General features: G+C 68.5%; 22 protein-coding genes and 2 tRNA genes. 17 read left to right on the top strand and 7 right to left on the bottom strand.

Going from position 1 to position 26,013, the window contains the following annotated elements:
* Positions 1-7: 7 nt before the first annotated feature.
* The 7 genes from gnd (at position 8) to OG507_RS20095 (ending at position 8,698) form a co-directional block, all read left to right on the top strand.
* On the top strand, positions 8-886 hold the full coding sequence (gene gnd, locus OG507_RS20125; protein ID WP_327368586.1) for a phosphogluconate dehydrogenase (NAD(+)-dependent, decarboxylating): 879 nt from the start codon (positions 8-10) through the stop codon (positions 884-886).
* Between the two features lie 85 nt (positions 887-971).
* Positions 972-2,102 (top strand): DNA replication/repair protein RecF, encoded by a 1,131-nt coding sequence (gene recF, locus OG507_RS20120; RefSeq protein ID WP_327368585.1) that lies wholly within the window; start codon positions 972-974, stop codon positions 2,100-2,102.
* Positions 2,103-2,158: 56 nt separating this feature from the next.
* Positions 2,159-2,698 carry a DUF721 domain-containing protein gene (locus OG507_RS20115; protein ID WP_327372035.1) on the top strand — a complete coding sequence of 180 codons (540 nt, stop codon included), beginning with the start codon at positions 2,159-2,161 and terminating at the stop codon, positions 2,696-2,698.
* A 401-nt stretch (positions 2,699-3,099) separates the two neighbouring features.
* Positions 3,100-5,205 (top strand): DNA topoisomerase (ATP-hydrolyzing) subunit B, encoded by a 2,106-nt coding sequence (gyrB, locus tag OG507_RS20110; RefSeq protein ID WP_327368584.1) that lies wholly within the window; start codon positions 3,100-3,102, stop codon positions 5,203-5,205.
* A gap of 46 nt (positions 5,206-5,251) precedes the next feature.
* The gene (gene gyrA / locus OG507_RS20105; RefSeq protein WP_327368583.1) at positions 5,252-7,876 is read left to right on the top strand and encodes a DNA gyrase subunit A; all 2,625 of its coding nucleotides are present in this window, start codon (positions 5,252-5,254) and stop codon (positions 7,874-7,876) included.
* 93 nt (positions 7,877-7,969) lie between these two features.
* On the top strand, positions 7,970-8,554 hold the full coding sequence (locus OG507_RS20100) for a DUF3566 domain-containing protein (RefSeq protein ID WP_327368582.1): 585 nt from the start codon (positions 7,970-7,972) through the stop codon (positions 8,552-8,554).
* Positions 8,555-8,624: 70 nt separating this feature from the next.
* Positions 8,625-8,698: transfer RNA gene (locus OG507_RS20095), tRNA-Ile, on the top strand.
* Between the two features lie 254 nt (positions 8,699-8,952).
* On the opposite strand, the gene OG507_RS20090 is transcribed toward OG507_RS20095, so the two are convergent.
* Positions 8,953-9,324, bottom strand: coding sequence for a DUF6344 domain-containing protein (locus OG507_RS20090; RefSeq protein WP_327368581.1), 372 nt, complete (start codon positions 9,322-9,324; stop codon positions 8,953-8,955).
* 296 nt (positions 9,325-9,620) lie between these two features.
* On the opposite strand from OG507_RS20090, the gene OG507_RS20085 reads away from it, so the two are divergent.
* The 3 genes from OG507_RS20085 (at position 9,621) to OG507_RS20075 (ending at position 13,219) form a co-directional block, all read left to right on the top strand.
* Positions 9,621-9,755 (top strand): DLW-39 family protein, encoded by a 135-nt coding sequence (locus OG507_RS20085; protein WP_003958712.1) that lies wholly within the window; start codon positions 9,621-9,623, stop codon positions 9,753-9,755.
* A 231-nt stretch (positions 9,756-9,986) separates the two neighbouring features.
* Positions 9,987-11,846 carry a vWA domain-containing protein gene (locus OG507_RS20080; RefSeq protein WP_327372034.1) on the top strand — a complete coding sequence of 620 codons (1,860 nt, stop codon included), beginning with the start codon at positions 9,987-9,989 and terminating at the stop codon, positions 11,844-11,846.
* On the top strand, positions 11,846-13,219 hold the full coding sequence (locus tag OG507_RS20075; protein WP_327368580.1) for a hypothetical protein: 1,374 nt from the start codon (positions 11,846-11,848) through the stop codon (positions 13,217-13,219). Before OG507_RS20080 ends, OG507_RS20075 begins: the two co-directional genes overlap by 1 nt.
* A 45-nt stretch (positions 13,220-13,264) precedes the next feature.
* Here OG507_RS20075 and OG507_RS20070 read toward each other — a convergent pair whose 3' ends face one another.
* The gene (locus OG507_RS20070) at positions 13,265-14,599 is read right to left on the bottom strand and encodes a serine/threonine protein kinase (protein WP_327368579.1); all 1,335 of its coding nucleotides are present in this window, start codon (positions 14,597-14,599) and stop codon (positions 13,265-13,267) included.
* A gap of 82 nt (positions 14,600-14,681) precedes the next feature.
* Positions 14,682-15,230: a helix-turn-helix domain-containing protein gene (locus tag OG507_RS20065; RefSeq protein ID WP_327368578.1), complete on the bottom strand. Its 549-nt coding sequence runs from the start codon at positions 15,228-15,230 to the stop codon at positions 14,682-14,684.
* A 169-nt stretch (positions 15,231-15,399) separates the two neighbouring features.
* Here OG507_RS20065 and OG507_RS20060 point away from each other — a divergent pair.
* Positions 15,400-15,472: transfer RNA gene (locus tag OG507_RS20060), tRNA-Ala, on the top strand.
* Between the two features lie 105 nt (positions 15,473-15,577).
* Positions 15,578-17,443, top strand: coding sequence for a tyrosine-type recombinase/integrase (locus tag OG507_RS20055; protein WP_327368577.1), 1,866 nt, complete (start codon positions 15,578-15,580; stop codon positions 17,441-17,443).
* A 120-nt stretch (positions 17,444-17,563) separates the two neighbouring features.
* Here OG507_RS20055 and OG507_RS20050 read toward each other — a convergent pair whose 3' ends face one another.
* From OG507_RS20050 to OG507_RS20040, 3 genes are all read right to left on the bottom strand, one after another.
* Positions 17,564-17,884, bottom strand: coding sequence for a hypothetical protein (locus tag OG507_RS20050; protein ID WP_327368576.1), 321 nt, complete (start codon positions 17,882-17,884; stop codon positions 17,564-17,566).
* 39 nt (positions 17,885-17,923) lie between these two features.
* Positions 17,924-18,424 (bottom strand): hypothetical protein, encoded by a 501-nt coding sequence (locus tag OG507_RS20045; RefSeq protein ID WP_327368575.1) that lies wholly within the window; start codon positions 18,422-18,424, stop codon positions 17,924-17,926.
* Between the two features lie 124 nt (positions 18,425-18,548).
* The gene (locus OG507_RS20040; RefSeq protein WP_327368574.1) at positions 18,549-18,929 is read right to left on the bottom strand and encodes a hypothetical protein; all 381 of its coding nucleotides are present in this window, start codon (positions 18,927-18,929) and stop codon (positions 18,549-18,551) included.
* Positions 18,930-19,539: 610 nt separating this feature from the next.
* Between OG507_RS20040 and OG507_RS20035 the strand changes: the two genes are divergently transcribed.
* The 5 genes from OG507_RS20035 to OG507_RS20015 all read left to right on the top strand — a co-directional run bounded on the left by OG507_RS20035 (position 19,540) and on the right by OG507_RS20015 (position 24,526).
* Positions 19,540-20,280 (top strand): DUF2786 domain-containing protein, encoded by a 741-nt coding sequence (locus OG507_RS20035; protein ID WP_327368573.1) that lies wholly within the window; start codon positions 19,540-19,542, stop codon positions 20,278-20,280.
* Between the two features lie 68 nt (positions 20,281-20,348).
* Complete coding sequence (locus tag OG507_RS20030; protein ID WP_327368572.1) at positions 20,349-20,819, top strand: DUF6197 family protein; 471 nt, start codon at positions 20,349-20,351, stop codon at positions 20,817-20,819.
* Positions 20,820-20,912: 93 nt separating this feature from the next.
* Positions 20,913-22,688, top strand: a complete 1,776-nt coding sequence (locus tag OG507_RS20025; protein WP_327368571.1) for a ParB N-terminal domain-containing protein — start codon at positions 20,913-20,915, stop codon at positions 22,686-22,688.
* Positions 22,689-22,753: 65 nt separating this feature from the next.
* Positions 22,754-23,176, top strand: a complete 423-nt coding sequence (locus OG507_RS20020) for a hypothetical protein (RefSeq protein ID WP_327368570.1) — start codon at positions 22,754-22,756, stop codon at positions 23,174-23,176.
* A gap of 132 nt (positions 23,177-23,308) precedes the next feature.
* On the top strand, positions 23,309-24,526 hold the full coding sequence (locus OG507_RS20015; protein WP_327368569.1) for a hypothetical protein: 1,218 nt from the start codon (positions 23,309-23,311) through the stop codon (positions 24,524-24,526).
* 354 nt (positions 24,527-24,880) lie between these two features.
* Here OG507_RS20015 and OG507_RS20010 read toward each other — a convergent pair whose 3' ends face one another.
* A complete protein-coding gene (locus OG507_RS20010) occupies positions 24,881-25,438 on the bottom strand; it encodes a hypothetical protein (protein WP_327368568.1) in 558 nt (185 codons plus the stop codon).
* Positions 25,439-26,013: the final 575 nt, after the last annotated feature.

Raw genomic sequence — 26,013 nt, 5'->3', positions numbered from 1 at the left:
ATCTCTGATGGAGCTCGGTCTCGTCGGCCTCGGCAAGATGGGCGGCAACATGCGCGAGCGCATCCGCCGCGCAGGCCACACCGTCATCGGTTACGACCGCAACCCGGATGTCTCCGATGTCCACAGCCTCGAAGAGCTGGTGGGCAAGCTGAAGGGCCCCCGGGTCATCTGGGTGATGGTGCCGGCCGGTGCCGCAACCCAGTCCACCATCGACGAACTGGCCGCACTGCTCTCGCCCGGTGACATCGTCGTGGACGGCGGCAACTCCCGCTGGACCGACGACGAGAAGCACGCGGTCGAGCTGGGCATCAAGGGCATCGGCTTCGTGGACTGCGGCGTCTCCGGCGGCGTCTGGGGCCTGGAGAACGGCTACGCGCTGATGTACGGCGGCGACGCCGAGCACGTGGCGAAGGTCCAGCCGGTCTTCGACGCGCTGAAGCCCGAGGGCGACTTCGGTTCCGTCCACGCGGGCAAGGTCGGCGCCGGCCACTTCGCGAAGATGGTTCACAACGGCATCGAGTACGCCATGATGCAGGCCTACGCCGAGGGCTGGGAGCTGCTGGAGAAGGTCGACTCCGTCACCGATGTGCGCGAGGTCTTCCGCTCCTGGCAGGAGGGCACGGTCATCCGCTCCTGGCTGCTCGACCTGGCGGTCAACGCGCTGGATGACGACGAGCACCTGGACAAGCTCCGTGGTTTCGCCGCCGACTCTGGTGAGGGCCGCTGGACGGTGGAGGCCGCGATCGACAACGCGGTGCCGCTGCCCGCGATCACGGCGTCGCTCTTCGCGCGTTTTGCCTCGCGGCAGGACGACTCCCCGCAGATGAAGATGATCGCCGCGCTGCGCAACCAGTTCGGTGGCCACGCGGTCGAGAACAAGAAGTAACCGCATCGGAAGGCGGGCCGGACCAGCATCACCGGCCCGCGCTACGGAGCACGGAGCAGGAAGCCGGGAAGGTCGGCGTACACCCATGCATGTCACGCATCTCTCGCTGGCCGACTTCCGCTCGTACGCCCGGGTCGAGGTACCTCTCGATCCGGGCGTCACCGCTTTCGTGGGGGCGAATGGCCAGGGCAAGACCAATCTGGTGGAGGCCGTCGGCTACCTCGCGACGCTGGGCAGCCACCGCGTCTCCTCCGATGCGCCGCTGGTGCGGATGGGTGCGGACCGGGCGGTCATCCGGGCTGCCGTCACTCAGGGCGAGCGTTCGCAGCTGATCGAGCTGGAGCTCAATCCGGGCAAGGCCAATCGGGCCAGGATCAATCGATCGTCGCAGGTCAGGCCGCGTGACGTGCTGGGGATCGTACGTACGGTGCTGTTCGCGCCGGAGGATCTGGCGCTGGTCAAGGGGGATCCCGGGGAGCGCCGGCGCTTTCTCGACGAGCTGATCACGGCGCGTTCGCCGCGGATGGCGGGTGTGCGTTCGGATTACGAGCGGGTGCTGAAGCAGCGGAACACCCTGCTGAAGTCGGCGGCGATGGCGCGCAGACACGGTGGCCGGTCGATGGATCTGTCCACGCTGGATGTGTGGGATCAGCATCTGGGCCGGGTGGGTGCGGAGCTGCTGGCGCAGCGGCTGGATCTGATCGCGACCCTGCAGCCGCTGACCGACAAGGCGTACGCGGATGTCGCGCCCGGCGGTGGCCCCGTGGCACTGGAGTACCGCAGTTCGGTCGGCGCGGACGTGGAGCCGGCCCGTACCCGTGACGAGCTGTACGAGCAGCTGATCGCCGCCCTCGCGGAGGTCCGTAAGCAGGAGATCGAGCGGGGTGTGACGCTGGTCGGCCCGCATCGTGATGATCTTTTGCTGGGGCTGCGGGGCATGCCTGCCAAGGGGTACGCGAGCCATGGCGAGTCCTGGTCGTTCGCGTTGGCGCTGCGGCTGGCTTCGTACGATCTGCTGCGCGGTGAGGGCAATGAGCCGGTGCTGGTGCTGGACGATGTCTTTGCCGAGCTGGATGCGCGTCGTCGTGAGCGGTTGGCGGAGCTGGTGGCTCAGGGTGAGCAGGTGCTGGTGACGGCTGCGGTGGACGACGATGTTCCGGGTGTGCTGGCGGGGACGCGGTATTCGGTGTCCTCGGGTGAGGTGGAGCGGCTGTGAGCGGGCGTGGTGAGGTTTCCGGGGCTTCTGGGGAGTCGCCGCAGGAGCGGACGGAGCTGCCGGGGTGGCCGGTGGACGGGAAGCAGCCGGAGCCGTCGGGTGTGGATCTGGCGCGGGTGGCGTTGCGTGCGGCGAAGGAGCAGGCGCGGGCGCGTGGTGCTGCGGCGCAGCAGAAGAAGCAGGCTCGGCGGGGTGGCGGTCTGCGTTCGGGGGCGCGGGCGGACGGTCGGGATCCGTTGCCGTTGGGTGCGGCGATCAATCGTCTGATCACTGAGCGTGGCTGGGAGACGCCTGCGGCGGTGGGTGGGGTGATGGGGCGGTGGCCGCAGATCGTCGGTGAGGATCTGGCCAATCACTGTGTGCCGTTGCGGTACGACGAGGATCCGGACGAGCGGGTGCTGACGGTGCAGTGCGATTCGACGGCGTGGGCGACGCAGCTGCGGTTGCTGGCGCCTCAGCTGGTTGCCCGGCTGAATGCGGATCTGGGGCATGGCACGGTGAGGTTGATCAAGGTGTTGGGGCCGGGTGGTCCGCAGCGCAGGTTCGGTCCTTTGCGGGCGCCGGGGAGCACGGGTCCTGGGGATACGTACGGCTGAGGTGTCTGAGCTGGGTCTTTGCTGGTTTCTGAGCTCTGTGGGGCTCTGTTCCGTATCTCTTCGTGGTTTTGTGCCGTCTGCTCGGCGGTGCTGTCCGTCGCATCCGTGTTGTGCCGTTATGTGGTGGTTGAAACCACGCGGTGGGAGTGGGGCGTCCCTCACGGTAGTGAGAGGTTGACAGGTCGAAGCGCTCAATGCCCGCGTGAGCCTCTTTAAGCCCCTTCCCGAATATGGGGAGTCGTCAGGCGCTCATTCAGGGCGGCACATGCGGACTCAGGTACCGGCAAACCCCCATTCATGTCGGCGCTACCGGTAGACTGGTGGACAATCCCGCATGCTCGCGGGAGTCGTCGATACAAGCCGAACGACGCAGCCGCTCCCGACTGTCCGGAGAACGGCCTGTGCTGTGCCAGAAAGGGCGCTTCGTGGCCGATTCCGGCAACCCCAACGAGAACATTCCGTCCACACCCGGTGAGAGCGTCGAGGTGACCGCCCCGGGCGGGACATCCACCACGGGCGAGGTCACCGCCTCGTACGACGCGAGCGCGATCACCGTCCTCGAGGGCTTGGACGCGGTCCGCAAGCGACCTGGCATGTACATCGGCTCGACCGGTGAGCGTGGCCTGCACCACCTGGTACAGGAAGTGGTCGACAACTCGGTCGACGAGGCCCTGGCCGGGCACGCGGACACGATCGACGTCACGATCCTCGCCGACGGCGGGGTCCGTGTGATCGACAACGGTCGTGGTATCCCGGTCGACATCGTGCCGTCGGAGAAGAAGCCGGCGGTCGAGGTCGTGCTGACCGTGCTGCACGCCGGCGGTAAGTTCGGCGGCGGCGGTTATGCCGTCTCCGGCGGTCTGCACGGTGTCGGTGTGTCCGTGGTGAACGCGCTGTCCTCGCGCGTCTCCGTCGAGGTCAAGCGGGACGGTTACCGCTGGACCCAGGACTACAAGCTCGGTGTGCCCACCGCTCCGCTGGCTCGTAACGAGGCCACCGAGGAGTCGGGTACGACGGTCACCTTCTGGGCCGACGGGGACATCTTCGAGACCACCGAGTACTCCTTCGAGACCCTGGCGCGCCGCTTCCAGGAGATGGCGTTCCTCAACAAGGGTCTGACGATCAAGCTCACCGACGAGCGTGAGTCGGCGAAGGCGACGGCGGGTGCGGATGTCGCCGAGGTGGCCGAGGTCGCCGAGGAGGAGCAGGCCCGTACGGTCACGTACCACTACGAAGGCGGCATCGTCGACTTCGTGACGTACCTCAACTCCCGCAAGGGCGATGTCATTCACCAGTCGGTGATCGACATCGATGCCGAGGACAAGGAGCGTCTCCTCTCGGCCGAGATCGCGATGCAGTGGAACACGCAGTACAGCGAGGGTGTGTACTCCTTCGCCAATACGATCCACACGCATGAGGGCGGTACGCACGAGGAGGGTTTCCGCGCGGCGCTGACGACGCTGGTCAACAAGTACGCGCGGGACAAGAAGCTGCTGCGCGAGAAGGACGACAACCTCACGGGTGATGACATCCGTGAGGGTCTGACGGCGATCATCTCGGTGAAGCTGGGCGAGCCGCAGTTCGAGGGCCAGACGAAGACCAAGCTGGGCAACACGGAGGCGAAGACCTTCGTCCAGAAGGTGGTCCACGAGCACCTGACGGACTGGTTCGACCGCAATCCGAACGAGGCCGCCGACATCATCCGCAAGGGCATCGCGGCGGCCACGGCCCGCGTGGCGGCCCGCAAGGCGCGTGATCTGACCCGTCGTAAGGGGCTTCTGGAGAGCGCCTCGCTGCCGGGCAAGCTGAGCGACTGCCAGTCCAACGACCCGACGAAGTGCGAGATCTTCATCGTCGAGGGTGACTCCGCCGGTGGTTCGGCGAAGTCCGGCCGTAACCCGATGTACCAGGCGATCCTGCCGATCCGCGGCAAGATCCTGAACGTCGAGAAGGCCCGGGTCGACAAGATCCTGCAGAACACCGAGGTCCAGGCGCTGATCTCGGCCTTCGGTACCGGGGTCCACGAGGACTTCGACATCGAGAAGCTCCGCTATCACAAGATCATTCTCATGGCGGACGCCGACGTCGACGGCCAGCACATCAACACCCTGCTGCTGACGTTCCTCTTCCGCTTCATGCGTCCGCTGGTCGAGGCCGGGCACGTGTATCTCTCCCGCCCGCCGCTCTACAAGATCAAGTGGGGCCGGGACGACTTCGAGTACGCGTACTCGGACCGGGAACGCGATGCGCTCGTCGAGCTGGGCAAGCAGAACGGCAAGCGGATCAAGGAGGACTCGATCCAGCGCTTCAAGGGTCTCGGTGAGATGAACGCCGAGGAGCTGCGCATCACCACGATGGACCAGGACCACCGGGTGCTCGGCCAGGTGACTCTGGACGACGCGGCGCAGGCTGACGACCTCTTCTCGGTGCTGATGGGTGAGGACGTGGAGGCGCGGCGCTCGTTCATCCAGCGCAATGCCAAGGACGTCCGCTTCCTCGACATCTGAGTCGGCCGTACAAGCAAGCCGCAGCTCGAAAGGACTTTGACCAGCAATGGCCGACGAAAACACCCCTGTGACCCCTGAAGAGGAGCCCGCCGTCGCGGGTGTGGGCATGCGTGTCGAGCCCGTGGGGCTCGAGACGGAGATGCAGCGCTCCTACCTCGACTACGCGATGTCCGTCATCGTCTCGCGTGCGCTGCCCGACGTACGGGACGGTCTCAAGCCCGTCCACCGCCGGGTGCTGTACGCGATGTACGACGGCGGTTACCGGCCCGAGAAGGGCTTCTACAAGTGCGCCCGTGTCGTCGGTGACGTCATGGGCACGTACCACCCGCACGGTGACTCCTCGATCTACGACGCGCTGGTGCGACTGGCGCAGCACTGGTCGATGCGCATGCCGCTGGTGGACTCCAACGGCAACTTCGGTTCTCCGGGCAACGACCCGGCCGCCGCCATGCGGTACACCGAGTGCAAGATGATGCCGCTGTCCATGGAGATGGTCCGGGACATCGACGAGGAGACCGTCGACTTCCAGGACAACTACGACGGCCGCAACCAGGAGCCGACGGTTCTGCCGGCGCGCTTCCCGAACCTGCTGGTCAACGGTTCCGCGGGCATCGCGGTCGGTATGGCGACCAACATTCCGCCGCACAACCTCCGTGAGGTCGCGGACGGTGCCCAGTGGTACCTGGAGCACCCGGAGGCCTCGCAGGAGGAGCTCCTGGAAGCGCTGATCGAGCGGATCAAGGGCCCCGACTTCCCGACGGGTGCGCTCGTCGTGGGCCGCAAGGGCATCGAGGAGGCGTACCGCACCGGCCGTGGCTCGATCACGATGCGCGCGGTCGTCGCGGTCGAGGAGATCCAGAACCGGCAGTGCCTGGTCGTGACGGAGCTTCCGTACCAGACCAACCCCGACAACCTCGCGCAGAAGATCGCCGACCTGGTGAAGGACGGCAAGATCGGCGGGATCGCGGACGTCCGTGACGAGACCTCGTCGCGTACGGGTCAGCGTCTGGTCGTGGTGCTGAAGCGGGACGCGGTCGCCAAGGTCGTGCTGAACAACCTGTACAAGCACACCGATCTGCAGACCAACTTCGGCGCGAACATGCTGGCGCTGGTCGATGGTGTGCCGCGCACCCTGTCGATCGACGCGTTCATCCGTCACTGGGTTACGCACCAGATCGAGGTCATCGTCCGGCGTACGAAGTTCCGTCTGCGCAAGGCGGAGGAGCGGGCGCACATCCTGCGCGGCCTGCTCAAGGCGCTGGACGCGATCGATGAGGTCATCGCCCTCATCCGGCGCAGCCAGACGGTCGAGGTGGCGCGTGAGGGCCTGATGGGCCTGCTGGAGATCGACGAGATCCAGGCGAACGCGATCCTGGAGATGCAGCTGCGCCGGCTGGCCGCGCTGGAGCACCAGAAGATCACGGCCGAGCACGACGAGCTCCAGGCGAAGATCAACGAGTACAACCAGATCCTGGCGTCGCCCGAGCGGCAGCGGCAGATCGTCAGCGAGGAGCTGGCGGCGATCGTCGACAAGTTCGGCGACGACCGGCGTTCCAAGCTGGTGCCCTTCGACGGTGACATGTCCATCGAGGACCTGATCGCCGAGGAGGACATCGTCGTCACGATCTCGCGCGGCGGCTATGTGAAGCGCACGAAGACGGACGACTACCGCTCGCAGAAGCGCGGCGGCAAGGGCGTGCGCGGTACGAAGCTCAGGGAAGACGACATCGTCGACCACTTCTTCGTGTCGACGACGCACCACTGGCTGCTGTTCTTCACGAACAAGGGCCGGGTGTACCGGGCGAAGGCGTACGAGCTGCCGGATGCCGGCCGAGACGCCCGTGGTCAGCATGTCGCCAACCTGCTTGCCTTCCAGCCGGACGAGCGGATCGCCCAGATCCTGGCGGTCCGTGACTACGAGGCCGCGCCCTATCTGATCCTGGCCACGAAGGGCGGTCTCGTGAAGAAGACCGCGCTGAAGGACTATGACTCGCCGCGTTCCGGTGGTGTCATCGCCATCAACCTCCGGGAGACGGCGGACGGCGACGACGACGAGCTGATCGGTGCGGAGCTGGTATCGGCCGAGGACGACCTGCTGCTCATCAGCAAGAAGGCCCAGTCGATCAGGTTCACTGCGACGGACGATGCGCTGCGCCCGATGGGCCGTGCCACTTCGGGCGTGAAGGGCATGAGTTTCCGCGAAGGAGACGAACTGCTCTCGATGAATGTTGTCCGGCCGGGTACGTTCGTGTTCACTGCCACCGATGGTGGGTACGCGAAGCGGACCCCCGTCGACGAGTACCGCGTTCAGGGTCGTGGCGGCCTGGGAATCAAGGCTGCCAAGATCGTGGAGGACAGGGGCTCGCTGGTCGGCGCGCTGGTGGTCGAGGAGACTGATGAGATCCTCGCCATCACGCTCGGCGGTGGTGTGATTCGTACGCGAGTCAATGAAGTCAGGGAGACGGGCCGTGACACCATGGGCGTCCAACTGATCAATCTGGGCAAGCGCGATGCCGTCGTCGGGATCGCCCGCAACGCCGAAGCCGGCCGTGAGGCCGAAGAGGTCGAGGGGTCCGAGGACACCGAGGCCGCGACGGCGCAGGCTGCCGAGAGCACGGTCGAGGGCAATGTCGAAGGCACGCAGCCTTCGACAGGGGAGCACGAGGAGTAGAGCGTGAGTGGAGCCACGGGCGCCGGTTCGGCCGCTTCCGGAGCTGGAGCGAACGGTGCCCGTGGCCCTGCCACGGACTCCCAAGGGGGCACTGTGACGGACACCCGGGGGCCTCAGCCCCAGTACGAGGGATACGCGACCGGGCCGTTGCCCGGTGAGCGCGAGCCCGCACCTGGGCAGGCGGGCGGGCCGTATCACCCGCCGCAGGCATACCCCTCGCCCGCGGGCGGGACCCAGGGCGGTGCGCAGGGCATCGGCGCCGCTCAGGCGGCCCGGCGGACGCGGACCGGGGCGCGGACCACTCCGCGTACCCGCAAGGCGCGTCTGCGGGTGGCCAAGGCCGACCCGTGGTCGGTGATGAAGGTCAGTTTCCTGCTCTCCATCGCGCTCGGTATCTGCACGGTGGTGGCGGCGGCGGTGCTGTGGATGGTGATGGACGCGATGGGCGTCTTCTCCACCGTGGGCGGCACGATCAGCGAGGCCACCGGCTCGAACGAGAACAACGGCTTCGATCTGCAGTCGTTCCTGTCGCTGCCGCGGGTCCTCATCTTCACCTCGGTCATCGCCGTGATCGATGTGGTTCTGGCGACCGCGCTGGCGACCCTGGGCTCGTTCATCTACAACCTGTCGGCGGGCTTCGTGGGCGGCGTCGAGCTCACGCTGGCCGAGGACGAGTAGGGCGCAGGTTATCGATTTTGGGACTGGCCCCGACGTGCGCTAATCTTCAGAAGTCAGCGCACAGCGCGGCGGGGCTATAGCTCAGTTGGTTAGAGCGCATCCCTGATAAGGATGAGGCCACAGGTTCAAATCCTGTTAGCCCCACAGTGACAGTCGAAGGCCCGATGTCTCCTCGGAGATGTCGGGCCTTCGGCGTGTGGTCGGTGCTGCGCCCCGGTATGGAGGCGATGAATGCTGAATGTCCTGCCCTTGCCGTGCCCTGCCCCTGTCCCGTCCCCGTCCCCGCGCCGACAGAGGCAGGACGTGACCGGGCAGGGAGCGGGGCGGCTTGAGTCGCGAAGAAGCCCCCGTCCGGTGTGAAACCGGCCCGGGGGCTCTGTGTGTCAGCCGCGCGGCTCTCATGGCGGGAGGAGAGAAACGTCCCCCGCCGGGGCCCCGTGGGCGGCGCGGGCGGTGTTCCTGGACTCCACGGCGTCCGTCGTGTCTACGGACAGATGCCGGGCAGCGGGTGAGGAGCCGTGGGCCTCGGCGCGGATGCGCTGCTTCATCGTGGGTGGCAGCGCCCTGTCACGCGGAAGGGTCCATCGCACCGACGGAGTGGTCGCGGTTGCCGCGGTCGCACCCGTGTGCTCGTGGTTCGTGGTGGTCGCCTCCGGGGCGCTCGACTCCGTGGCCGCCGCCGGGGTGCTCATGAGGCCCAGCGCGGCAAGGAGTGCGAAGAAGGCGGTGACGAAGGCGGTCCAGATGCTCTTGGGCTTGAAGGTGCTCATGGCCCCTCGCTTTCGGGTAGTCCGGTTTGCTGACCTTTCCGATGATGTGGATGTGGCCCGAGAATCCGTGGACCGACGCCGCTGATCCGCTGATCTTCCGATGAACACCACTCGTATGGTTCAACTGGCCTTGACGGAGTGCGGGACGAACCCGGAACGTCCGGCGGGGCGATCGTTGGATGATCGCTTTTCCCTGGGCGTCAGTTGGGCCGCAGGCAGGTCACCGATCGATATCGGCCGGTGTGTATAGTCGGGCGGCAGAAGTCCCCTACGTCAAGGAAAGACGAGGTCGCGCGGTGAAGAAGCTTCTCCTGGTCGCACTGGCCGCCATCGGCGGGCTCCTCGTGTACCGCCAGATCCAGGCGGATCGCGCCGAGCAGGATCTGTGGACGGAGGCGACTGACTCCGTGCCCGCAGGTTCGGGTGTGTGAGACAGAACAGCCTGATTGCGGGCCCCGGTCGCTGAGCGGCCGGGGCTTCGTGCTGTTGCGGGACCGTGACACCTGTGCTCTTGAGTTCACCTAAGCAAATCAATAGGTTGCGGGAGCAAAACAGCAGGTTTTCCGGTCGAGGGGGCACGGGTGAGGACACGGAACCACCGCAGCAGGGCGGCCACGGGGGCATGGATCGGCGGGGCGCTGTTCGCTCTGGTGGCGGGCGTGATGCCGGCCGCGGTGGCGGCACCGGGCGGTGTGCCCGCCGCCCCGGAGCCACCCGGACCCGGCTCGGGCAGCAGCCTGGTCATGGTCCTCGACTCCTCGGGGTCCATGGGGGACGACGACGGTACGGGGCGTACCCGGATGGAGAGCGCGCGCACGGCCGTCGGCACCGTCGTCGACGGTCTTCCCGACGGCCATCCGACCGGGCTGCGGGTGTACGGCGCCGACCGGCCCCGGGGCTGTACGGACACCAGACTCGTACAGCCGGTGCACAGGCTCGACAGGGCGGCCGTGAAGCGGGCCGTGGCGGCCGTGCGGCCCAGGGGAGACACTCCCATCGGGCTGTCGTTGCAGAAGGCCGCCGAAGACCTTCCGCAGCCCGCAGGCGGCGCCATCGGCACGCGCACGATCCTGCTGATCTCCGACGGCGAGGACAACTGCGGTACGCCGCAGCCCTGCGAGGTCGCCGAGCAGCTCGGCAGGGCGGGTGCCGGGCTGCGGATCGACACCGTCGGCTTCCAGGTGCGGGGCGCCGCCCGCGAGCAGCTGGAATGCATCGCGGCGGCGGGCAACGGCCGTTACTACGACGCGCCGGACGCCGAGGCGCTGGGCAGGCAGCTGCAACGGGCCTCTCAACTCTCCGCGGGCGGCTACCGGTTCCGGGGCGAGCAGGTCGAGGGAACGGCGACGGGTGCGGGGGCGCCCGTGCTCGTACCCGGGCAGTATCTGGACACCATCGGACCCGGTGAGAAGCGGTACTATGCCGTCGGTCTGGATGCCGTTTCGACAGTGGACTTCTCGGCGACGGCGGTGCCGCAGCCCGGGGCGGCCGTCGACACCTTCGACGCACTGCGCACCGGCATCGCGTACGGCGCAGGCGGTTCGTGTGCGACGGACACCGCGCACTTCCAGCAGAAGGAGGGTGCGACCCCGCTGACCTCGGCGGTCGCCCGCATCCCCGCGCAGGAGGGCACCCGCGCCTGCGACCGGGCCGGCCGGTACTGGCTGGTGGTGGAGCGGGAGAGCAAGAAGGGCTCCGATGCCGCGCGTTGGCCCCTTGAGCTCCTCTACGGGGTGGAGGCGCCGCTGGCCGGGGGCGTCACGCCCGCCCAGTCGCAGCCGGAGTACGGCGAGGGCGGCAGGGACGCCGTGCTGCCCGCCGGCGACCCCCGCGATGTGCGGGGCGGTACCGGCTTCAACGATGCCGAGGAACTCGGCCGGGGCGTGTGGCGCGACCGGATCCTTCCCTCGCAGACCCTCTGGTACAAGGTCCCGGCCGGCTGGGGACAGCAGGTGCGCTACGACGTGGAGTTCGCGAACGAGCCCACGGTGGAGCGCGGCACCTCCACATACTCGTACGGCGCGACCCGGCTGTTCACGCCGGCTCGCTTCCCGCTCACCGGAGGCGGCGAGTTCAACTCGACGACCATGTACAACGGCCGTCCGTCGGCGATCAGGATGGGCGGGGTGCCGGTCGCCTGGACCAACCGCTACGAGTACCGCTCCGACGTCCAGCCCGTCCACACCGGGGGCGACTTCTACATCTCGGTGACGCTGGGGGCGCGGGCCGCCGATATTGCGGAGAACCCGCAGATCGGTGTGGTGCTGCGGGTGTCGGTGCTCGGCGACGAGCTGGTCGGCCCCGAGCACCATGCCGCTGCCGTGGCCGAGAAGGCGGACAAGAAGGCGGACAAGCAGGGCAATTCGAGTGGTGCCGGAGACAGCGGCGGTACGGGCGGGGCAGGATGGACCGGCATTGCGGCCGCTGCCGGGGCGGGCGCCGTGGCGGTGGTGATCGCGGTGCTCGTGTTCGTGCGCGGGCGTCGCGGACGGGCCGCACAGACGACGAGGGGAAGCGCGTGATGAGGCAGCGCAACAGGGGCCGGGTGGCGCTGGCCGCGGCCGCGGCGATGTGCGCGGCGGCGGCGCTGCCGGGGCAGGCGTACGCGGCCGGGGAGGCCTCCGGGTACACCTTCGATCCCGGGGCGAAGACGGTAAGCGGTGCGGAGGTGAACACCGAGGCATCGGCGCTCACCCCCGGATCGGTCTACAAGAGCTCGATCAAGCCCGGAGAGAAGCTCTACTACCGCCTGAACCTCGACGAGAAGACGAACGCGTACGTCTCGGCGGTGGCCGTGCCCAAGGGCGGCGGCCAGGTCGCCTACGGGGACGGCATCAAGGTCAGCATCAGGGACAGCGCGGACCTGGAGTGCGGTTCGCAGGACGCACGGTTCCAGTCGGCGGAATTCCCGCATCCGATCGCGGCGTACGCCTACCGGATCACGCAGCAGGGCAGCAACACCTGCCAGGAAGCCGGAACGTACAACGTCCTGATCGAGCGGCAGGGCAAGGTGACCTCGGCACCCGACGCGTGGGACCTGGAGCTGCGCTACGAGTCGGAGCCGCAGCTGAGTCCGGGCGGTTCGACGCCGACCCGGGCGCCGGAGGACTGGCCGTCGGCCTCGCCCGTGCCACCCACCGCAGCCCCGCAGAAGCGGTCGGGCGGCACCAGCTACTACAACGCGACCGGCCTGGAAACCGGTGAGTGGCACGACAGCATCGCACCCGGGCAGACCCGCTTCTACCGGATCCCGGTGGACTGGGGGCAGCAGATCTTCGCCACCGCCGACCTGAGCAACAACAAGGCCTCGAACGAATACATCGGCAACGCGCTCGCGCTGTCCCTGGACAACCCGGCGCATGGCCATGTCGACGACGCGACGCCGCTGTCGTACTCGGGCAAGCCCGCGTCCGTATCGCTGGATCCGCTGCCTCCGGTGGCGTACGAGAACCGCTACGACTACACCGACAGCGTCAGTGCCATGCGTTTCGCCGGCTGGTACTACCTGTCGGTGTCCCTCAGCCCGAAGATCGCGAAGCCGTACGGCGACAAGGCGATTCCGCTGACCCTCAGGATCAAGGTCGAGGGGACGGCAGGGAAGACGCCGTACACAGGGGATGCCGGAATCTTCTCCGTCACGCAGGACGACAAGGACATGGCGAAAAGCGGCCAGAGCGGCCCCGAGGCGGCCAGGAGCGACACCATGCGGATGGTCGGCGCGGCCGGGATCGGCGCGGGGGCGGTGCTGGTGCTGGGGCTGGGCGTGTGGACGCTGCTGGCACGGCGCCGCGCGGTGGCCGCCCCGGTGGCCCCGATCGGCTCGAACGGTCCGCTCGTGGGAGGCCAGGCCGGGGACGGCCGGCCTCCGTACGGAGGGCCGCCACAGGCCTGGTAGCCGGGCCGGAGCCGTCGCGTACGGCCGCGGCTCCGGCAGCCGTGCTCAGCTCTGGGTCAGAGCCCAGATGCCCACGGCGAAACAGACCAGCGCCACCAGCAGGACCGGGACCGCCACTTTCAGAGGCGGTCCCGGACGGTTTTGCGGGGCACGCGCGGGAACGGCGGCCGGGAAGTGCGGGGCAGCCACCGCCCCGGGAGCGTGGACCTGCGGCTGACCTGCGGTGTACGCGCGGGTGAGAGCCGGTTCGTGCTGCACCGCGGCCGTGGGGGCCTGCGATGGATCCGGCGTGGGCAAGGGAGAAGCCGTGTGCGCCGGGAGCGGAGTGAGAGGCGTGTCCGGCTGCGCCGGACGGGGCAGCGGTGTGGGCTGCTGCGGAGGCGGCGGAAGATGGAAGCTGCCCGTCTCCGACATCGGGACCGGCGGCTGGGCGTAGGGCTGTTGGGCCCCCTGGTCCGTCTGTGCGGGCTGCGTGTCCTGTACGGCTGTGCGGGGGGCCGCGACCGGTCCCGCGGGGCCGAAACCGGCGGGCAGCGGCCCGAGCTGGTCGAAGACCTCCACCGGCTCGTCGTCGGCGGCGGGCTCGGGCAGCATGTCGACCGCGGCGTTGAGCGCCTTGCGCGCGCCCGTGGCCGTACGGAACCGGGCCTGGGGATCCGGCTGCAGCAGACCGGCGAGCACCTGCCACAGCGGCTCGGGAATCCCCTCCGGGGCGCCGGGCGTGCCGTACGAGACGAAGTGCTCGACGAGGGCCTGGGCGTCCGGCTTCTTCCCCTGCAGCAGATACAGCGCGACGAGTCCGACCGCGAACAGGTCCGCGGGGAAGTCGGGCTCCGAGCCCATCATCTGCTCGGGCGCGAGGTAACCGGGCGTTCCCACCACGTAGTTGGTCTCGGTGAGCCGCGGCTCACCCTTGCGCATGGAGATACCGAAGTCGGACAGCCGCAGATGCGGCCGTCCGGTGCCGGTGGCCTCCATCAGGATGTTGGCGGGCTTGATGTCGCGGTGCACGACGCCCTCCGCGTGCACCGTCGACAACCCGGACAGCAACTGGTCGAGCAGCGTGCAGACGAATCGGGGAGGCAGCGGGCCGTAGTCGCCGATGACATGCGCCAGCGAACCGCCGCTGACCAGGTCCATGGTGAACAGGACCTTGTCGTCGTCCGCGGCCCAGCTGGCCGGGGCGAGCACATGCGGATGCTCGATCCGCAGCGCCTGCTCGCGGACGAAGCGCAGCAGCGTGTGTGCGTCGCTCTGCTGGAGGACCTTGGCCGCCACATAACGGCGGCGCCGGTGGTCCCAGGCGCGCCAGACGGCACCGACTCCACCACGTCCGATCGGATCGATCAATTCGTACCGACCGGCGAAGACCTCACCCATTGCGCTGCGCCCGCTCCCAGTTCCTGTTTCGGCTCGTGCCCGGTTCTCAGGGGTAGTGCCCTAGGGCATGGAAGGACAGGCCCTAGCTCTGGTGTCCCTCGTAGTGCGCCACCGCGTCCGCGGTGCGCCCTGCGCCGTACACCTTGAGGAACTCTGCCAGTTCCGGGTGGGTCGGGGCGAGGGAGTCGGCGGCATCGATGATGTCTCCGGCGGCCGCGACCGACCGCAGCAGCGACTGGATCTCGCGGACCACGCGCCGGACGGTGGGGGCTCCGCCGGTGTGGGAGGTCTGGCTGGTGCCGGTGAGGACGGAGCCGCCCTGGGACTTCTTGACCTCTTCCATGCGGTCGGTGGCCTCTCCCGCGCTGACGCTGCCGTCGGCGACCTGGCCGGCGAGCTCCTGGAGTGCCTGGACGCGCTGGACGACCGCGGGGTTGCCGATCTTCGCCCGCTGGCCGCTCATGAGCTGGGAGAGCATGGGGGCGGACAGCCCGAGGACCGCGGCGAGCCGTGCCTGGTTCAGGCCGAGATCATCGATCAGCCGGCGGAAGAGAGCCCCGAGGGGCTCTCCGTACCAACTGCGCTGAAGCTCCCTGGCTCTTGCCGTTGCCTCTTGCTGAGCTGCGTCCATGGCGTCTCCCCTTCGCTGCGGCTTCGCTGCTGCGAACCTCGCCGAGCATCTTACGGAGAGTGGTCGCCGACCGGGAGTCCCAATCCTTTTGCAAGAATCCGGGGGATACCCGGTACTCTGGTCCACGGCGGTCGCCGGGACGCGGATGCTTCCGGTGCTGTCCACTTTCGGGGCCTTAGCTCAGTTGGTAGAGCGCTGCCTTTGCAAGGCAGATGTCAGGAGTTCGAATCTCCTAGGCTCCACATCCCTCAAAGCCCCTCTGACCTGCGGAAACGTGAGTCAGAGGGGCTTTTTCGTTTCCACTGGTGGGCACATGGTGGGCACATCCAGTCGTTTACGGTCGTTTCATGGCCTACATCGAAACCAAGGAGCGTAGGGGCGGAGACCCCACGTTCGTCGTCCGCTGGCGCACAGCCGGTGCCCGGACTGGCAAGCGGGAGTCGGAGTCGTTCGACGACATCACGTCCGCTGAGAAGTTCCGCGATCTCGTGAAGGCGCACGGGGAGCACTGGCCGCCCGGGTGGACCCGAGGTCACGGTTTCGTTGCAGACCGGCGTCGCAAGGAGACGATGTTCGAGGCCTTCGCGCTCGCCTACGTCGACCGGCTAACCGGCATTCAGGGCGACACGCGCAGTAAGTACAAGAAGGAGATCAGGGAGAACATGGCTCCCTGGTTCGGGTCCTACTCAGTGGAGGACGGCGAAGGCAGCATCGTCCGGACCATGGTCCAGGACTGGGTCAACGACCTCGAAGCCGGCCGCCTCGCTCCGCTCGACCCGCGCGACCGGAAGCCCCGCACCGCGTACGCGCCGAAGACCGTCCAGAACAAGCACGGCCTCCTCAGCGCGATCATGCAGTCCGCCGTCGATGCAGAACCGTCACTGCGGGCCTCCAACCCGTGCGCGAAGACCCGTCTGCCCCGGCTCGACGGAGCCGAGGACGAGGAGGAGATGGTCTTCCTCGAACGCGAGGAATGGGCCTGGATCTACGAGTGCCTTCGCGACGACGCCAAGGATCTTGGCGAGACCATCGCGGAGACCGGCTTCCGGTGGGGTGAGGCCACCGCACTTCAGCCGCGGGACCTTCGGCGTCGCAACGGGCGCCCGGCTGTCCGCGTACAGAGGGCCTGGAAGAAGGACGAGGACGGCAAGTCCATCCTCGGTCCCCCGAAGACTCGGAAGTCACGCCGCACCGTCGTCATCACACACAAGCTCGACCGGATGCTTCGTCGTCGGGCGAAGGGCCTGGCTCCCAACGATCTGATCTTCACCGGTCCCGAAGGTGGCAAGTGGGACCCCGGCACCTTCCGACGCCTGCGCTGGATACCCGCGATCGAGCTGGCCGCAGAGAAGTACGGCTTGATCAAGCGACCGCGCATCCACGACCTCCGTCACTCCCACGCTTCGTGGCTGATCGCAGCGAAGGTGCCCCTGCCGGCCATCCAGGGACGGCTTGGCCACGAGTCCATCACCACGACCGTGGACCGCTACGGCCACCTCCTGGACGCCTTGGACGACGAGGTCATGGCCGCCATCGAATGGGCCATGGACCCGAAGGCCCCGCTGCCCGGCTTCCTGGAGCGCTCCGGCTTGGCCGCCACTACGGACGGACTTCCCCACGTGCCTCGCCAGCTCTCCGGACTGGCCCAGGAAACCTGGAAGGACGCCAGCGACGTGCCGCAGGACGATGCAGAACACGAGAACGACCCGGTCTTCGTTGTTACGCTGGGCCGCCGGGAGGTGCCGTTCGCGGACCGCGAGCACGCACAGGCCGTCGCCGACCAGTGGAACGATGACCACGAGGAAAAGATCGCGGCCATGCGGGCAGACGGCTGGCCAGAGGAGAAGATCGCCCGCCGCGGAGCCCTAGGCCCAGAGGAGCGCGAGCGATGGACCGGCGGCGGCTCCGCCTGGTCCCGGATGCCGGAGCGGCAGTTCGTGCACTATGCCTTGGCTTCGTACGAGGCCGACGGCACCCTGACGTACGAGCCGCTTCCGGTGAGTAGCCGGTGGACGTGGGAGTTCGAGCACGACGGCTTCACCACGCGGGCCGCAGAGTTCCGGACCGAGTTCCGCCCCCACGGCAACACAGAGGCGCACGCTCGGGGAATCAACAAGTCGGCTGTCGTCCGAGCCTTCGAGCAGGCCCGGATGGAGGCTCTGGAGGTGTGCGCCAAGCATCCGGAGGCCGACCTCACGAGCACCGAGGCTTGACGCGCCAGGTCCAGCCCGCCACTCGAAGGAGCGTGTCCTTCTTCACGTGACTTCGGCCCGCCCCCATCGGGGAGCGGGCCGAAGTCGTACGTGCTTCGCAGCGGGGAACCGCTCGTGGGCTCAGCCCACGACCTCCGAGGTTGGGTAGCAAACCGTCTGCCACCGGTCGGGTACGTCGGTACGCGACCAGCCGTTGACGGTGTCAGGCTTTGCCCGCTCAGCGGGGCCGATGATGAACCCGTTCTCGATCAGACGATGTCCGAACGACGCGGGGGCGAAGCCCGAGTCCGCCGGCCCCAGATCACGGACGACGAGTTGCCGCACAGGGTTGGGGTCCTCGCTACGGACCTCCCGTTCCTCTGAGGCAAGCGGTGCCACGATCAGGCGCCAGCGCCCGTTCAGCACGTACACGAGGGCGCGGTGTGGTCGAGCGGGTGTCACGTTCTCTCCGAAGGTGGATCGGTTGGTGGTGGTCAGTCGTCACCAGAGGCTGAGGGGACGGCCCGCCGCAATCGCCGCACGAATGCGTGCTGCGATCTCCGCTTCGGACTCCCCGCCGTTCCGGCCGGCCCGGATGGCGGCACCTATGGCGCGGGAGCGTCCGGCCGGGCCGCGAAGGTCGGCGAGGGGGCTACCCGGGTCTCTGCGGCGGGCCAGCCATTCGGCCCGGTTCTCCGCCGCAGTCCCCAGGCGCAGGTGCGTCGGCTGCTGGCAGGAGTGGTTGTCGCAGGTGTGGCACACGGTCGGGCTGTCGGTACCCCAGCCGAGCCGAGGGATGACACCGTGCGCGAGCTGGTACCCGTAGAGGTGGCCCGGCACCGTGCCGCGTCGCGTCCTGCCCGGCCGCGACGCCGCCCTGAAGCTGGCGTGGCCGGTGCTGGAGATCCCGCCGAAGAAGAACCAGCAGTCCTCGGTTGACGAGGTTCGGTAGACCTTTGCCCAGTACCGGGCCTGAACGGACTCGTTGGCCAGCCAGGACATCCACTCAACAGCCGGTATACGAACGGGCGTTGGCTCACCAATGAGGGAAAGTTGCTCGTCAACGTGAACGGGCCCGGACCCGTTCACCGCCGCGAGCGGGAAGAGTCCGGGCCCGACGTCGTTCTCAGGCGGCATCAGCCCGGCTGTTGTCCGCAGTCGCGACCGGGGCCGGGGCGCCCGAGGTCGAGGAAGCCGCGTCTGCCGCATCCGCCCGAGGCTTACGGATTCGGGTGGTGCGGGGCCGCTCGGCGCGGGCACGCAGCGATTCGATGATCTCCTTCGCCCGAGCGGCGGTAACAGGCTTCGCTTCGCGTTCCAGCTCCTCCGCCGGGACGCCCAGCAGTTCCGAGACCAACTCGGCGTCGTTGTCGAACAGCCGCAGGACTACAGCAGCAGCCTCCCGTGCCGTGACGTCGGCTTCCTCCTTCGCCTTGGCCGCTTTCACCGCAGCCTCGCGTGCAGTCAGCGCGTGCTCGGCGGCCATCTCCCGCGTCTTCGCCTTCACTGCTTCAGCAGCGCGAACCCGCCGCCGCAGCTCCGACGCGCTCACCGGTCCTGCCGAATTCGTGCTCACCCGTGCCCCCAGTTCTGTTCGAAATCAGTGCTCGTCGTGCGCACCGTAGGCACAGGTCCGCGGACATCTCGAACCACGCCTTCGTTGGGTGCCGGCCAGAGCGAAAGGCTGCCTCCGGCGGGTCCTCCTCGGAGGGGGTGGGGGCTGGTTGGTCGGGTGCGGGAGCGTTGTGGTGCAGGTGGTGAAGGCGGGGTTCCCTCCTCGGCCGGACACCCCAAGGGGCGTACCAGGAACCCGGACACGGCGTCCAGGCCAAGCCGCTGCGCGGTCGCTACGCGAGCCAGGACACCGCGCCCGGGTTCCTGGTACGGCGGAGCTGTCCGACCGAGGAGGGAACCCCGCCCAGGCCCGTTGTGGCCGGGCCCGGCTGGGCGGGTGCGGGCCGTGGGGTGCGAGAAAAGGCCAGGTCAGAGCCGTTATCCGGGTTGACCCAACCCCTAGAACATGGTTTAATTAGCCATGTCGGAAGGGGAGGGCAACCCCCGACCGGCACCGGTAGGCCGATCGGCCGCCGACAACATCTCTCACCAGGAGAACGAACGTGAGCACCACGAAGGCACCCGCGAAGCTCGAAACCATCCGCGCCCTGCTTGCCAAGGCGGAGGACCCCCGCACGCCGGAGTCGGAGGCGGAGTTGGCCCGGAAGCGGGCGTTCGAGATGATGGCGAAGTACGGCGTCGAACAGGCGATGCTCAACGACGCCAACCCGGCCAGCGACGCCCCGACGGACCGCAAGATCGTTCTGGATAACCCGTGGGCGATGGAGCGGGTCCGCCTCATCAACCGCATTGCGCTCGCCCTCGGCTGCGAGCTGATCCACCTTGGCCGGGATGGCAGCGGCCCGGCGCGCCGGGTACACATCTTCGGGTATGCGAGCGACCTTCAGCGTGTCGAACTGCTCTACACCTCTCTTCTGCTCCAGATGAACGGCGGACTGGCCGCTCAGTCGGTCCCGCCGGGCCAGGGTGCGCGTGCCTGGCGTCGGTCCTGGCTCCTCGGCTTCATCAACCGGGTGGGCGACCGCATCGAGGAAGCCGAGCGCGGCGCACGCGAAGAGGTCAGGGGCGAGACCACTGCCACCGGCCGCAGCGCGGCCCTCGTGCTCGCGGACCGCAAGGCCGTCGTCTCGCGCAGCTATCAGCAGGCGTACCCCCGTGCGCGGAAGGGCGGCACCACCACCATGACCGGCAACGGATACGGAGCCGGATGGATGGCGGGCAGCCGTGCCGACATCGGCGGCAAGCGGATCGGCCGCACCACGGCCGGGTCCATAGCCGCGTAGCCCCATTGAGGCTGGGGGCGGCCGTCCGCCGCCCCCGGCCGCCGAGTCCGCGCCCTACCCCAGGAGGCATGACCGTGCCCGCTCGAAAGCCCCCGGCCACCCCCGCCCGCATCCTCACGGCCGCTGCCAACCACATCGAACGCGTCGGGCTCTACCAGGGTGACCACCTATGGCAGCCCGGCCGGATTGGCGACACCGCCCCGTGCACCGTGCTGCACGCATGGGAACGCGGCGTGCGCTCCGTCCGGCCCCGCTGGTCAGTACGCGGTGAACCGTGGGACATCTTCCAGCGCGCTCTGTTCGACTCCCTTGTGGTGCTCAGCAACCACGCCAACGGCCACCCCGTGTCCGGCGTCCGGTGGCGAAAGCTGCGGCTCACGGAAGACGCCTACCGGCGAACCCTGTTGTGGTGCTGGGGGGATGAGCCCGAGCGGACCACCGCCGAGGCCGCCGCGATGATCCGTACCGCCGCAGCTCAGTACCCGAGTGGCGGCGATCACAGCATCCCCGGTTGCCCCACCCTCAAGAACATGGTTTAATTAATGGTGTCGGAAGGGGGAGGGCAACCCCCCGACCCGCACCGTCACCGGGCCGAACGGCCCGACGAACTCTCACCAGAAAGAGAAGGACCGATGACGAACACCAAGACCCAGGCCGGCGTCCAGACCGCCCCTGCCCCGTGGCCGACCCTCACGGTCGCCGAACTCGCCGCGCACCCCGGCAATGTCCGTGAGATCGAGGCCCCGGCCGATCTGCTGGCCGACGTGAAGGACAACGGCGTCGTGGAGCCGCTGTACGTCGTGCGGACCCACGGCGACGTGCCGCAGATCATCGACGGGTTCCAGCGGCTGGCCGCCGCCATCGCCGCAGGGTTGGAGGCCGTTCCGGTCACCCCCCGCCCCGTGATCCGGATCGACGCGCTCACCCCGCACCCGAAGAACGCCCGCGAAGACCTGGACCTCAACGCGCCGTTCGTGGACTCGCTCCGCACCGAGGGGTGCCGCATCCCCGTCAAGATTCAGCGACTCGACGGCGGAGTCCTCCAGGTCAACGACGGAAACCGTCGCTACCACGCAGCGACTGACGCAGGTCTTACCCACCTGCCGTACGAGTGGGAGGACGACGACCGCGACGCGGCCGGGCAGTTCCTCGACATGATCACGACCGCTCAGCACCGTAAGAGCCTCACCACGTCCGAGATGAACCAGGCCATGTTCAGCGCCGCCGAGGCGGGCGCGCAGGTCGGCCGAATCGCCAAGGCCGCAGGCGTGCGGCAGAAGGACGTCAAGACGCTGGTCAAGGTCAGGTCTGACGAGAAGCTGAGCGCCGCCGTCAGCGGCGCGGGCAGCTACGAGTGGACTTTCGAGCACCTGGCCGCGCTCTCGGAGTTTGCCGACGACGCCGAAGCACTCGCCGCGATCACCGAGGCCGCCGCCGAGGACGACGCCGACGAGGGAGACGTTGACTGGGCCATCGCCATCGAGCGGACCAAGCGCGACAAGCGGAACAAGGCGGAGGCGCACCGTGCGGAGCTGGAGGCGGCCGGGCAGAAGATCAGGGACACCGAGGAACTGTCGGAGCGCGCCATGCCCGTGTGGCGACTGCGCGGCATCAGCGCCGAGGAACACGCCGAGTGCAAAGGGCTTGTCTGGGTGTTCGATGAGCGGCGGGGGGACCGGTACGAGCCTTACTGCTCCGCCCCCGGCCTGTACGGGCACACGGTGCCCGAGGGTGCCAGCGCCAGCGGCGGCACGATGACCACCGCCGACAAGGAGGCCGAGCGCGCCGCCCGCGCCGCCGTCAAGAAGGGGAACATCGACTGGGACGCGGCCGAGGCCCTGCGCCGGAAGTGGATCACGGACCTGATCAAGCGGCGCAACCTCCCGAAGAACGCCACCAACACCCTGATCGGGCACGTCAATAATGCTCTGCTGAACGGCAGTTGGGGTATCTCCGACGACCTGAACAAGGAGGGCACCACGGAGATCCTGGCCGGATTCCTGGGGCTGAACGCCGAGCAGGCCAAGGACCGAGGCAGTTTCGCCGGGCACGTCGCCAAGGACCCGCGCCGGGCCCCTCAGCTCCAGTTCGCCGCCATCGCCGCCGTCCGGGAGAAGTGCGCAAACCGGCCGGCATGGCGGACGGACAGCCAGCACGCCCCGTGGACGCGGAAGCCCACCGGCCGGTGGTTCCAGGTGCTCGCGTCCCTCGGGTACCCGCTCACACCCATTGAGCAGTCGGTCATGGACGAGGAGCCCTACGACCCGTCGAAGAAGAAGCCCCGCGCCGCGATCACGTCCGGCAGCGAGCCGGAGGCCAAGCAGGAGCCCGGCACCGACGAGGAGGCGGGCGAGCCGGAGGCCGAGGAAGCCGACGACCCGGCCAGCGACGACGAAGCCGCCGCCTAACCACCTCAGCCGCCCGACGCCGGGGGCGGGAAACGCCCGCCCCCGGCACCTCTAGGAGCCCCACAGTGAGCCGTACAGCTTTGTTCGAGACCCACGCCGACGACCACGGTTGCGGATGCGTCCCCGCCCCGGCCGAGCCCGACCCCAGCACCACCGCCGACATCATGCAGGCCCGCGCCATCGCGGGCGGACTCGCGGAGTTCGGCATCGGCCCCGCCCGCTGGTCTGCCGCCTACGACCACGAGGCCGCCGCCGTCGTCCTGCGCGTGGACACCCCGCGCGGGCTGTATGCGCTCGCTATCCCGGCCCCCGGCCAGCCGTTCCCCGTCCGTCACCGTGGCGAGCGCATCGGCGCGCTGGACTGCCGCCGCACGTACGGCACCGCCGACAGCTACACCGCCGCCCTGTTCGCCGCGTTCCTGCGCGATCGCGCCGCACTCGACATCCCCGGTCGGGATGCTTGCCCCACAGCCAAAAACATGGTTTAATTAATGGTGTCGGGGGGGGGTAACCCCCCTCCGGTCCCACGGGCCGCCAGCCGGCCCGACCCCGGCCGTACGCGGAGGGCAACCCGCCCGGCCGGGCGCTCGATTCCTCTCTCACCAGCAGGAGCACCCACGATGACCAGCGCAGCCATGCGGTTTTCCATCCCGGCCACGGCCCAGTCCCGCGTCCGTCAGCTTGTCGAGGCCACCAACGCCCGCGCCGCCGTCCACCACCTCAGCGCGTACATGCTCGACATCTCCGCGCCCTTTCTGGCCGACTATCACGACACTGACGGACGCCTGATCGGCAAGCGGCCCACCGTCACCGTGACGATCTCCGGTGACATCCCCCGTCACCACGGCTGGACCGTCATTGCCCGTCTGGACCACGACGCGGAGGGCGAGACGATCACCAGCCTGTTCCCCGGTCTGCCCGAGCAGGACGCCGAGGCTGCGCGCCAGTACCGCGCCATCGAGAACTTCTGCCACGGGTGCGCCGTCGCCCGTCACCGCACCGCCACCTATCTCGCCCGCCACGAGAACGGCGAGATGCGGCAGTTGGGCACCACGTGCGTCGAGCCGTACACCGGCCTGCCGATCAAGGGCCTTGAGGCCCTGTGGCGGTTCGGCACGCTGAAGGACTCCGATTGGGACGGCGAAGAGGGCGGCATCCCGGCCGATCTCCGCGTCCCGGTGGCCGAGGTCCTGCGGGTGACCGCCGCCATCGTGAACACGGAGGGCCGCTTCTACAGCCGGTCCGAGCAGTGGAAGAACACCCAGCCGACCGCCGACGGCGTCGAAGCGTACTTCTTCGACCGCAAGGCCCCGATGGAGTGGCGGGCCGCCATCGACGCCGACCCCGACGCGCCGACCACCGCCGCCGCCGTCCGGGCGTGGGCCGTCCAGGGATACGGCAGCCTCTCCGACTACCGACACAAGGTGGGTCAGTTGGCGAAGGGCGAGACCGTTGACCCGCGCCACCTGCCGACGCTCGTGTCCGCCATCGCGGGGTGGTACCGCGACCAGGAGAAGGAGGCCACCGAGCGGGCCGCCCAGAACAGCAAGCCGCAGGGCACCGTGGGCGAGCGCATCACCACCCCCGCCACCGTCACCACCGTGATCGAGCTGGAGGGCCGGACGTACGGCTACCACACCCAGCGCCGCCGACTGGTGAAGTTCCAGGACCCGCAGGGCAACGTGTTCGTCTGGTTCAGCAGCGCCGCCGACATCCCCGACCAGGGCGACGAGGTCGAGCTGACCGGCACGGTCAAGGACCACAGCATCTACGGCGAGACCGCACAGACGGTACTCACCCGGTGCCGCGCCGCCGCACGCGAACCGGTCGCCGCGTAACAGGCCCCGGCCGGGCGGGAGCCACGGCCCGGCCGGACCCCGGCCGCCGGGCCGTGGGGTGGACGGCATCGAGCCGCCCACCCCACGCTCCGCCCACCGCCGTCCGGGCCCGACCGCGTCGGCGGCCGGCCCCGCTCACCGGCCCCCGTACGAAGGGCCTCCCTCCGGGACGGCTCAGCCTGGCCCGGCTCGCAGCCGGCCGAAGCGTCCGGGCCGCGGGCGGCCCTCCCGCCCCGTCCGGACGCCGGGCCGAAGGGCGTGCCCTTCGGGCACGACGGCACTGTCCGTCGCGCTCCGCGCGACCAAGGGCCGCACCCGCGCGACGGAGGCATGGCACACCGCCGCCCGCACCAGCTAGGGCGAGTCGGCCTGGTCCTTCAGTGCGGCGGCGATCTCTTCAGCCCGCTGGCTCCGGTCGTCTCGACCCCAATCGCCGGAGATGTTATTCAGTGCATACTCTCCGTCGCTCCCCTTCTCGAAGGTGTTCTCACCGAAGGTCTCCTGAAACGCCTTCCGGATCGGTGCGCTCATCCAAACGGCGTCGGCAGTCTTAGCCTTGTCGACAACGAGCGCTCCAATGAATGTCGTCAACGCTCCGCTGAAAGCGCCAATAATGGCGTTGGCCTGCGCGCTCCAGTCAGTTCGTTCGGCCAGGAGAATGCCGAGGATAACCACGACGCAAGCGCCAGCTGACGCGATGGCACCGTAGCGGAGAGCGAGCCCTGCTTCCAACCAGCCGACCGACTCTTGGGGGGCGCTGCGGATAGTCGACTTTCCGTGCATGAACAGAGCCACTCCCAGAATTACGAAGATCACCAGGACTGCCGCTGCAACCACCCAATGCACGTAGAGCGCCACCCACGCGAGCACTGCTCCGATGAGGCCCACAGCTAGGGCGAGGGCGGCATTCATGACCGCAACACCTCCTCAGATTCGGAGACGCTGATGTAGCCGGAGCAATGCCGGGGCCTGTGTTCACAGCAAAACTTGAGCCCTTTGTCATCAAGGATTGGGCCCATCGGCTTCCATGGTTTTGCCTTCGTGCACTGCCCGCTGGAATCCAGAGCTACCGAGACCGCCGCAACCAAGTACCTCTCGTTCAACCGGCCGCTGGCACTACCTTCGCGAAGGGCGCCTGCGATCTTCGCCCGGCGCACCCCCTGCTTACCACGCGCCTTCTTCGCTAGACCAAGACCGGCGATTTCGTTCCGCGCCTTACTTGAGCGCTTTCTGGCCATCGCAACTCCTCGGACTTGACGACGCCGCCATCATCACAGCCGGCCAGCGGAAGCGCTCCGCTGCATACTCCATATGGCTCGTCTGAGGGCTGAGACAAGGAAGGGCCCCGACCCGGAAGGGGGTCCTTCCTGTCTCGGCCCGACGAGGTTGTGGGCGGGTGGGAAGTCCGCCGTGTAGTTCGCCTTGTGGTGATGCCGGGGTGCCGGCCTCAGAGATCTGTGCCTCCGGCGGGTCCTCTCTCGGAGGGG

The organism is Streptomyces sp. NBC_01217 (genome assembly GCF_035994185.1).
In the GTDB taxonomy this organism is placed as follows: Bacteria; Actinomycetota; Actinomycetes; order Streptomycetales; family Streptomycetaceae; genus Streptomyces.
The sequence above is the reverse complement of the archived record's forward strand: the minus strand, read 5'-3'. Positions and strand labels throughout refer to the sequence as shown.

Coding starts and splice junctions, on each gene's coding strand:
- gnd (WP_327368586.1), top strand. CDS start 8: ATGGAGCTCGGTCTCGTCGGCCTCGGCAAGATGGGCGGCAACATGCGC.
- OG507_RS20015 (WP_327368569.1), top strand. CDS start 23,309: ATGACCAGCGCAGCCATGCGGTTTTCCATCCCGGCCACGGCCCAGTCC.
- recF (WP_327368585.1), top strand. CDS start 972: ATGCATGTCACGCATCTCTCGCTGGCCGACTTCCGCTCGTACGCCCGG.
- OG507_RS20025 (WP_327368571.1), top strand. CDS start 20,913: ATGACGAACACCAAGACCCAGGCCGGCGTCCAGACCGCCCCTGCCCCG.
- gyrA (WP_327368583.1), top strand. CDS start 5,252: ATGGCCGACGAAAACACCCCTGTGACCCCTGAAGAGGAGCCCGCCGTC.
- OG507_RS20080 (WP_327372034.1), top strand. CDS start 9,987: ATGCCGGCCGCGGTGGCGGCACCGGGCGGTGTGCCCGCCGCCCCGGAG.
- OG507_RS20045 (WP_327368575.1), bottom strand. CDS start 18,424: ATGTCCTGGCTGGCCAACGAGTCCGTTCAGGCCCGGTACTGGGCAAAG.
- OG507_RS20070 (WP_327368579.1), bottom strand. CDS start 14,599: ATGGGTGAGGTCTTCGCCGGTCGGTACGAATTGATCGATCCGATCGGA.
- OG507_RS20065 (WP_327368578.1), bottom strand. CDS start 15,230: ATGGACGCAGCTCAGCAAGAGGCAACGGCAAGAGCCAGGGAGCTTCAG.
- OG507_RS20030 (WP_327368572.1), top strand. CDS start 20,349: ATGACCGTGCCCGCTCGAAAGCCCCCGGCCACCCCCGCCCGCATCCTC.
- OG507_RS20055 (WP_327368577.1), top strand. CDS start 15,578: ATGGCCTACATCGAAACCAAGGAGCGTAGGGGCGGAGACCCCACGTTC.
- OG507_RS20075 (WP_327368580.1), top strand. CDS start 11,846: ATGAGGCAGCGCAACAGGGGCCGGGTGGCGCTGGCCGCGGCCGCGGCG.
- OG507_RS20090 (WP_327368581.1), bottom strand. CDS start 9,324: ATGAGCACCTTCAAGCCCAAGAGCATCTGGACCGCCTTCGTCACCGCC.
- OG507_RS20010 (WP_327368568.1), bottom strand. CDS start 25,438: ATGAATGCCGCCCTCGCCCTAGCTGTGGGCCTCATCGGAGCAGTGCTC.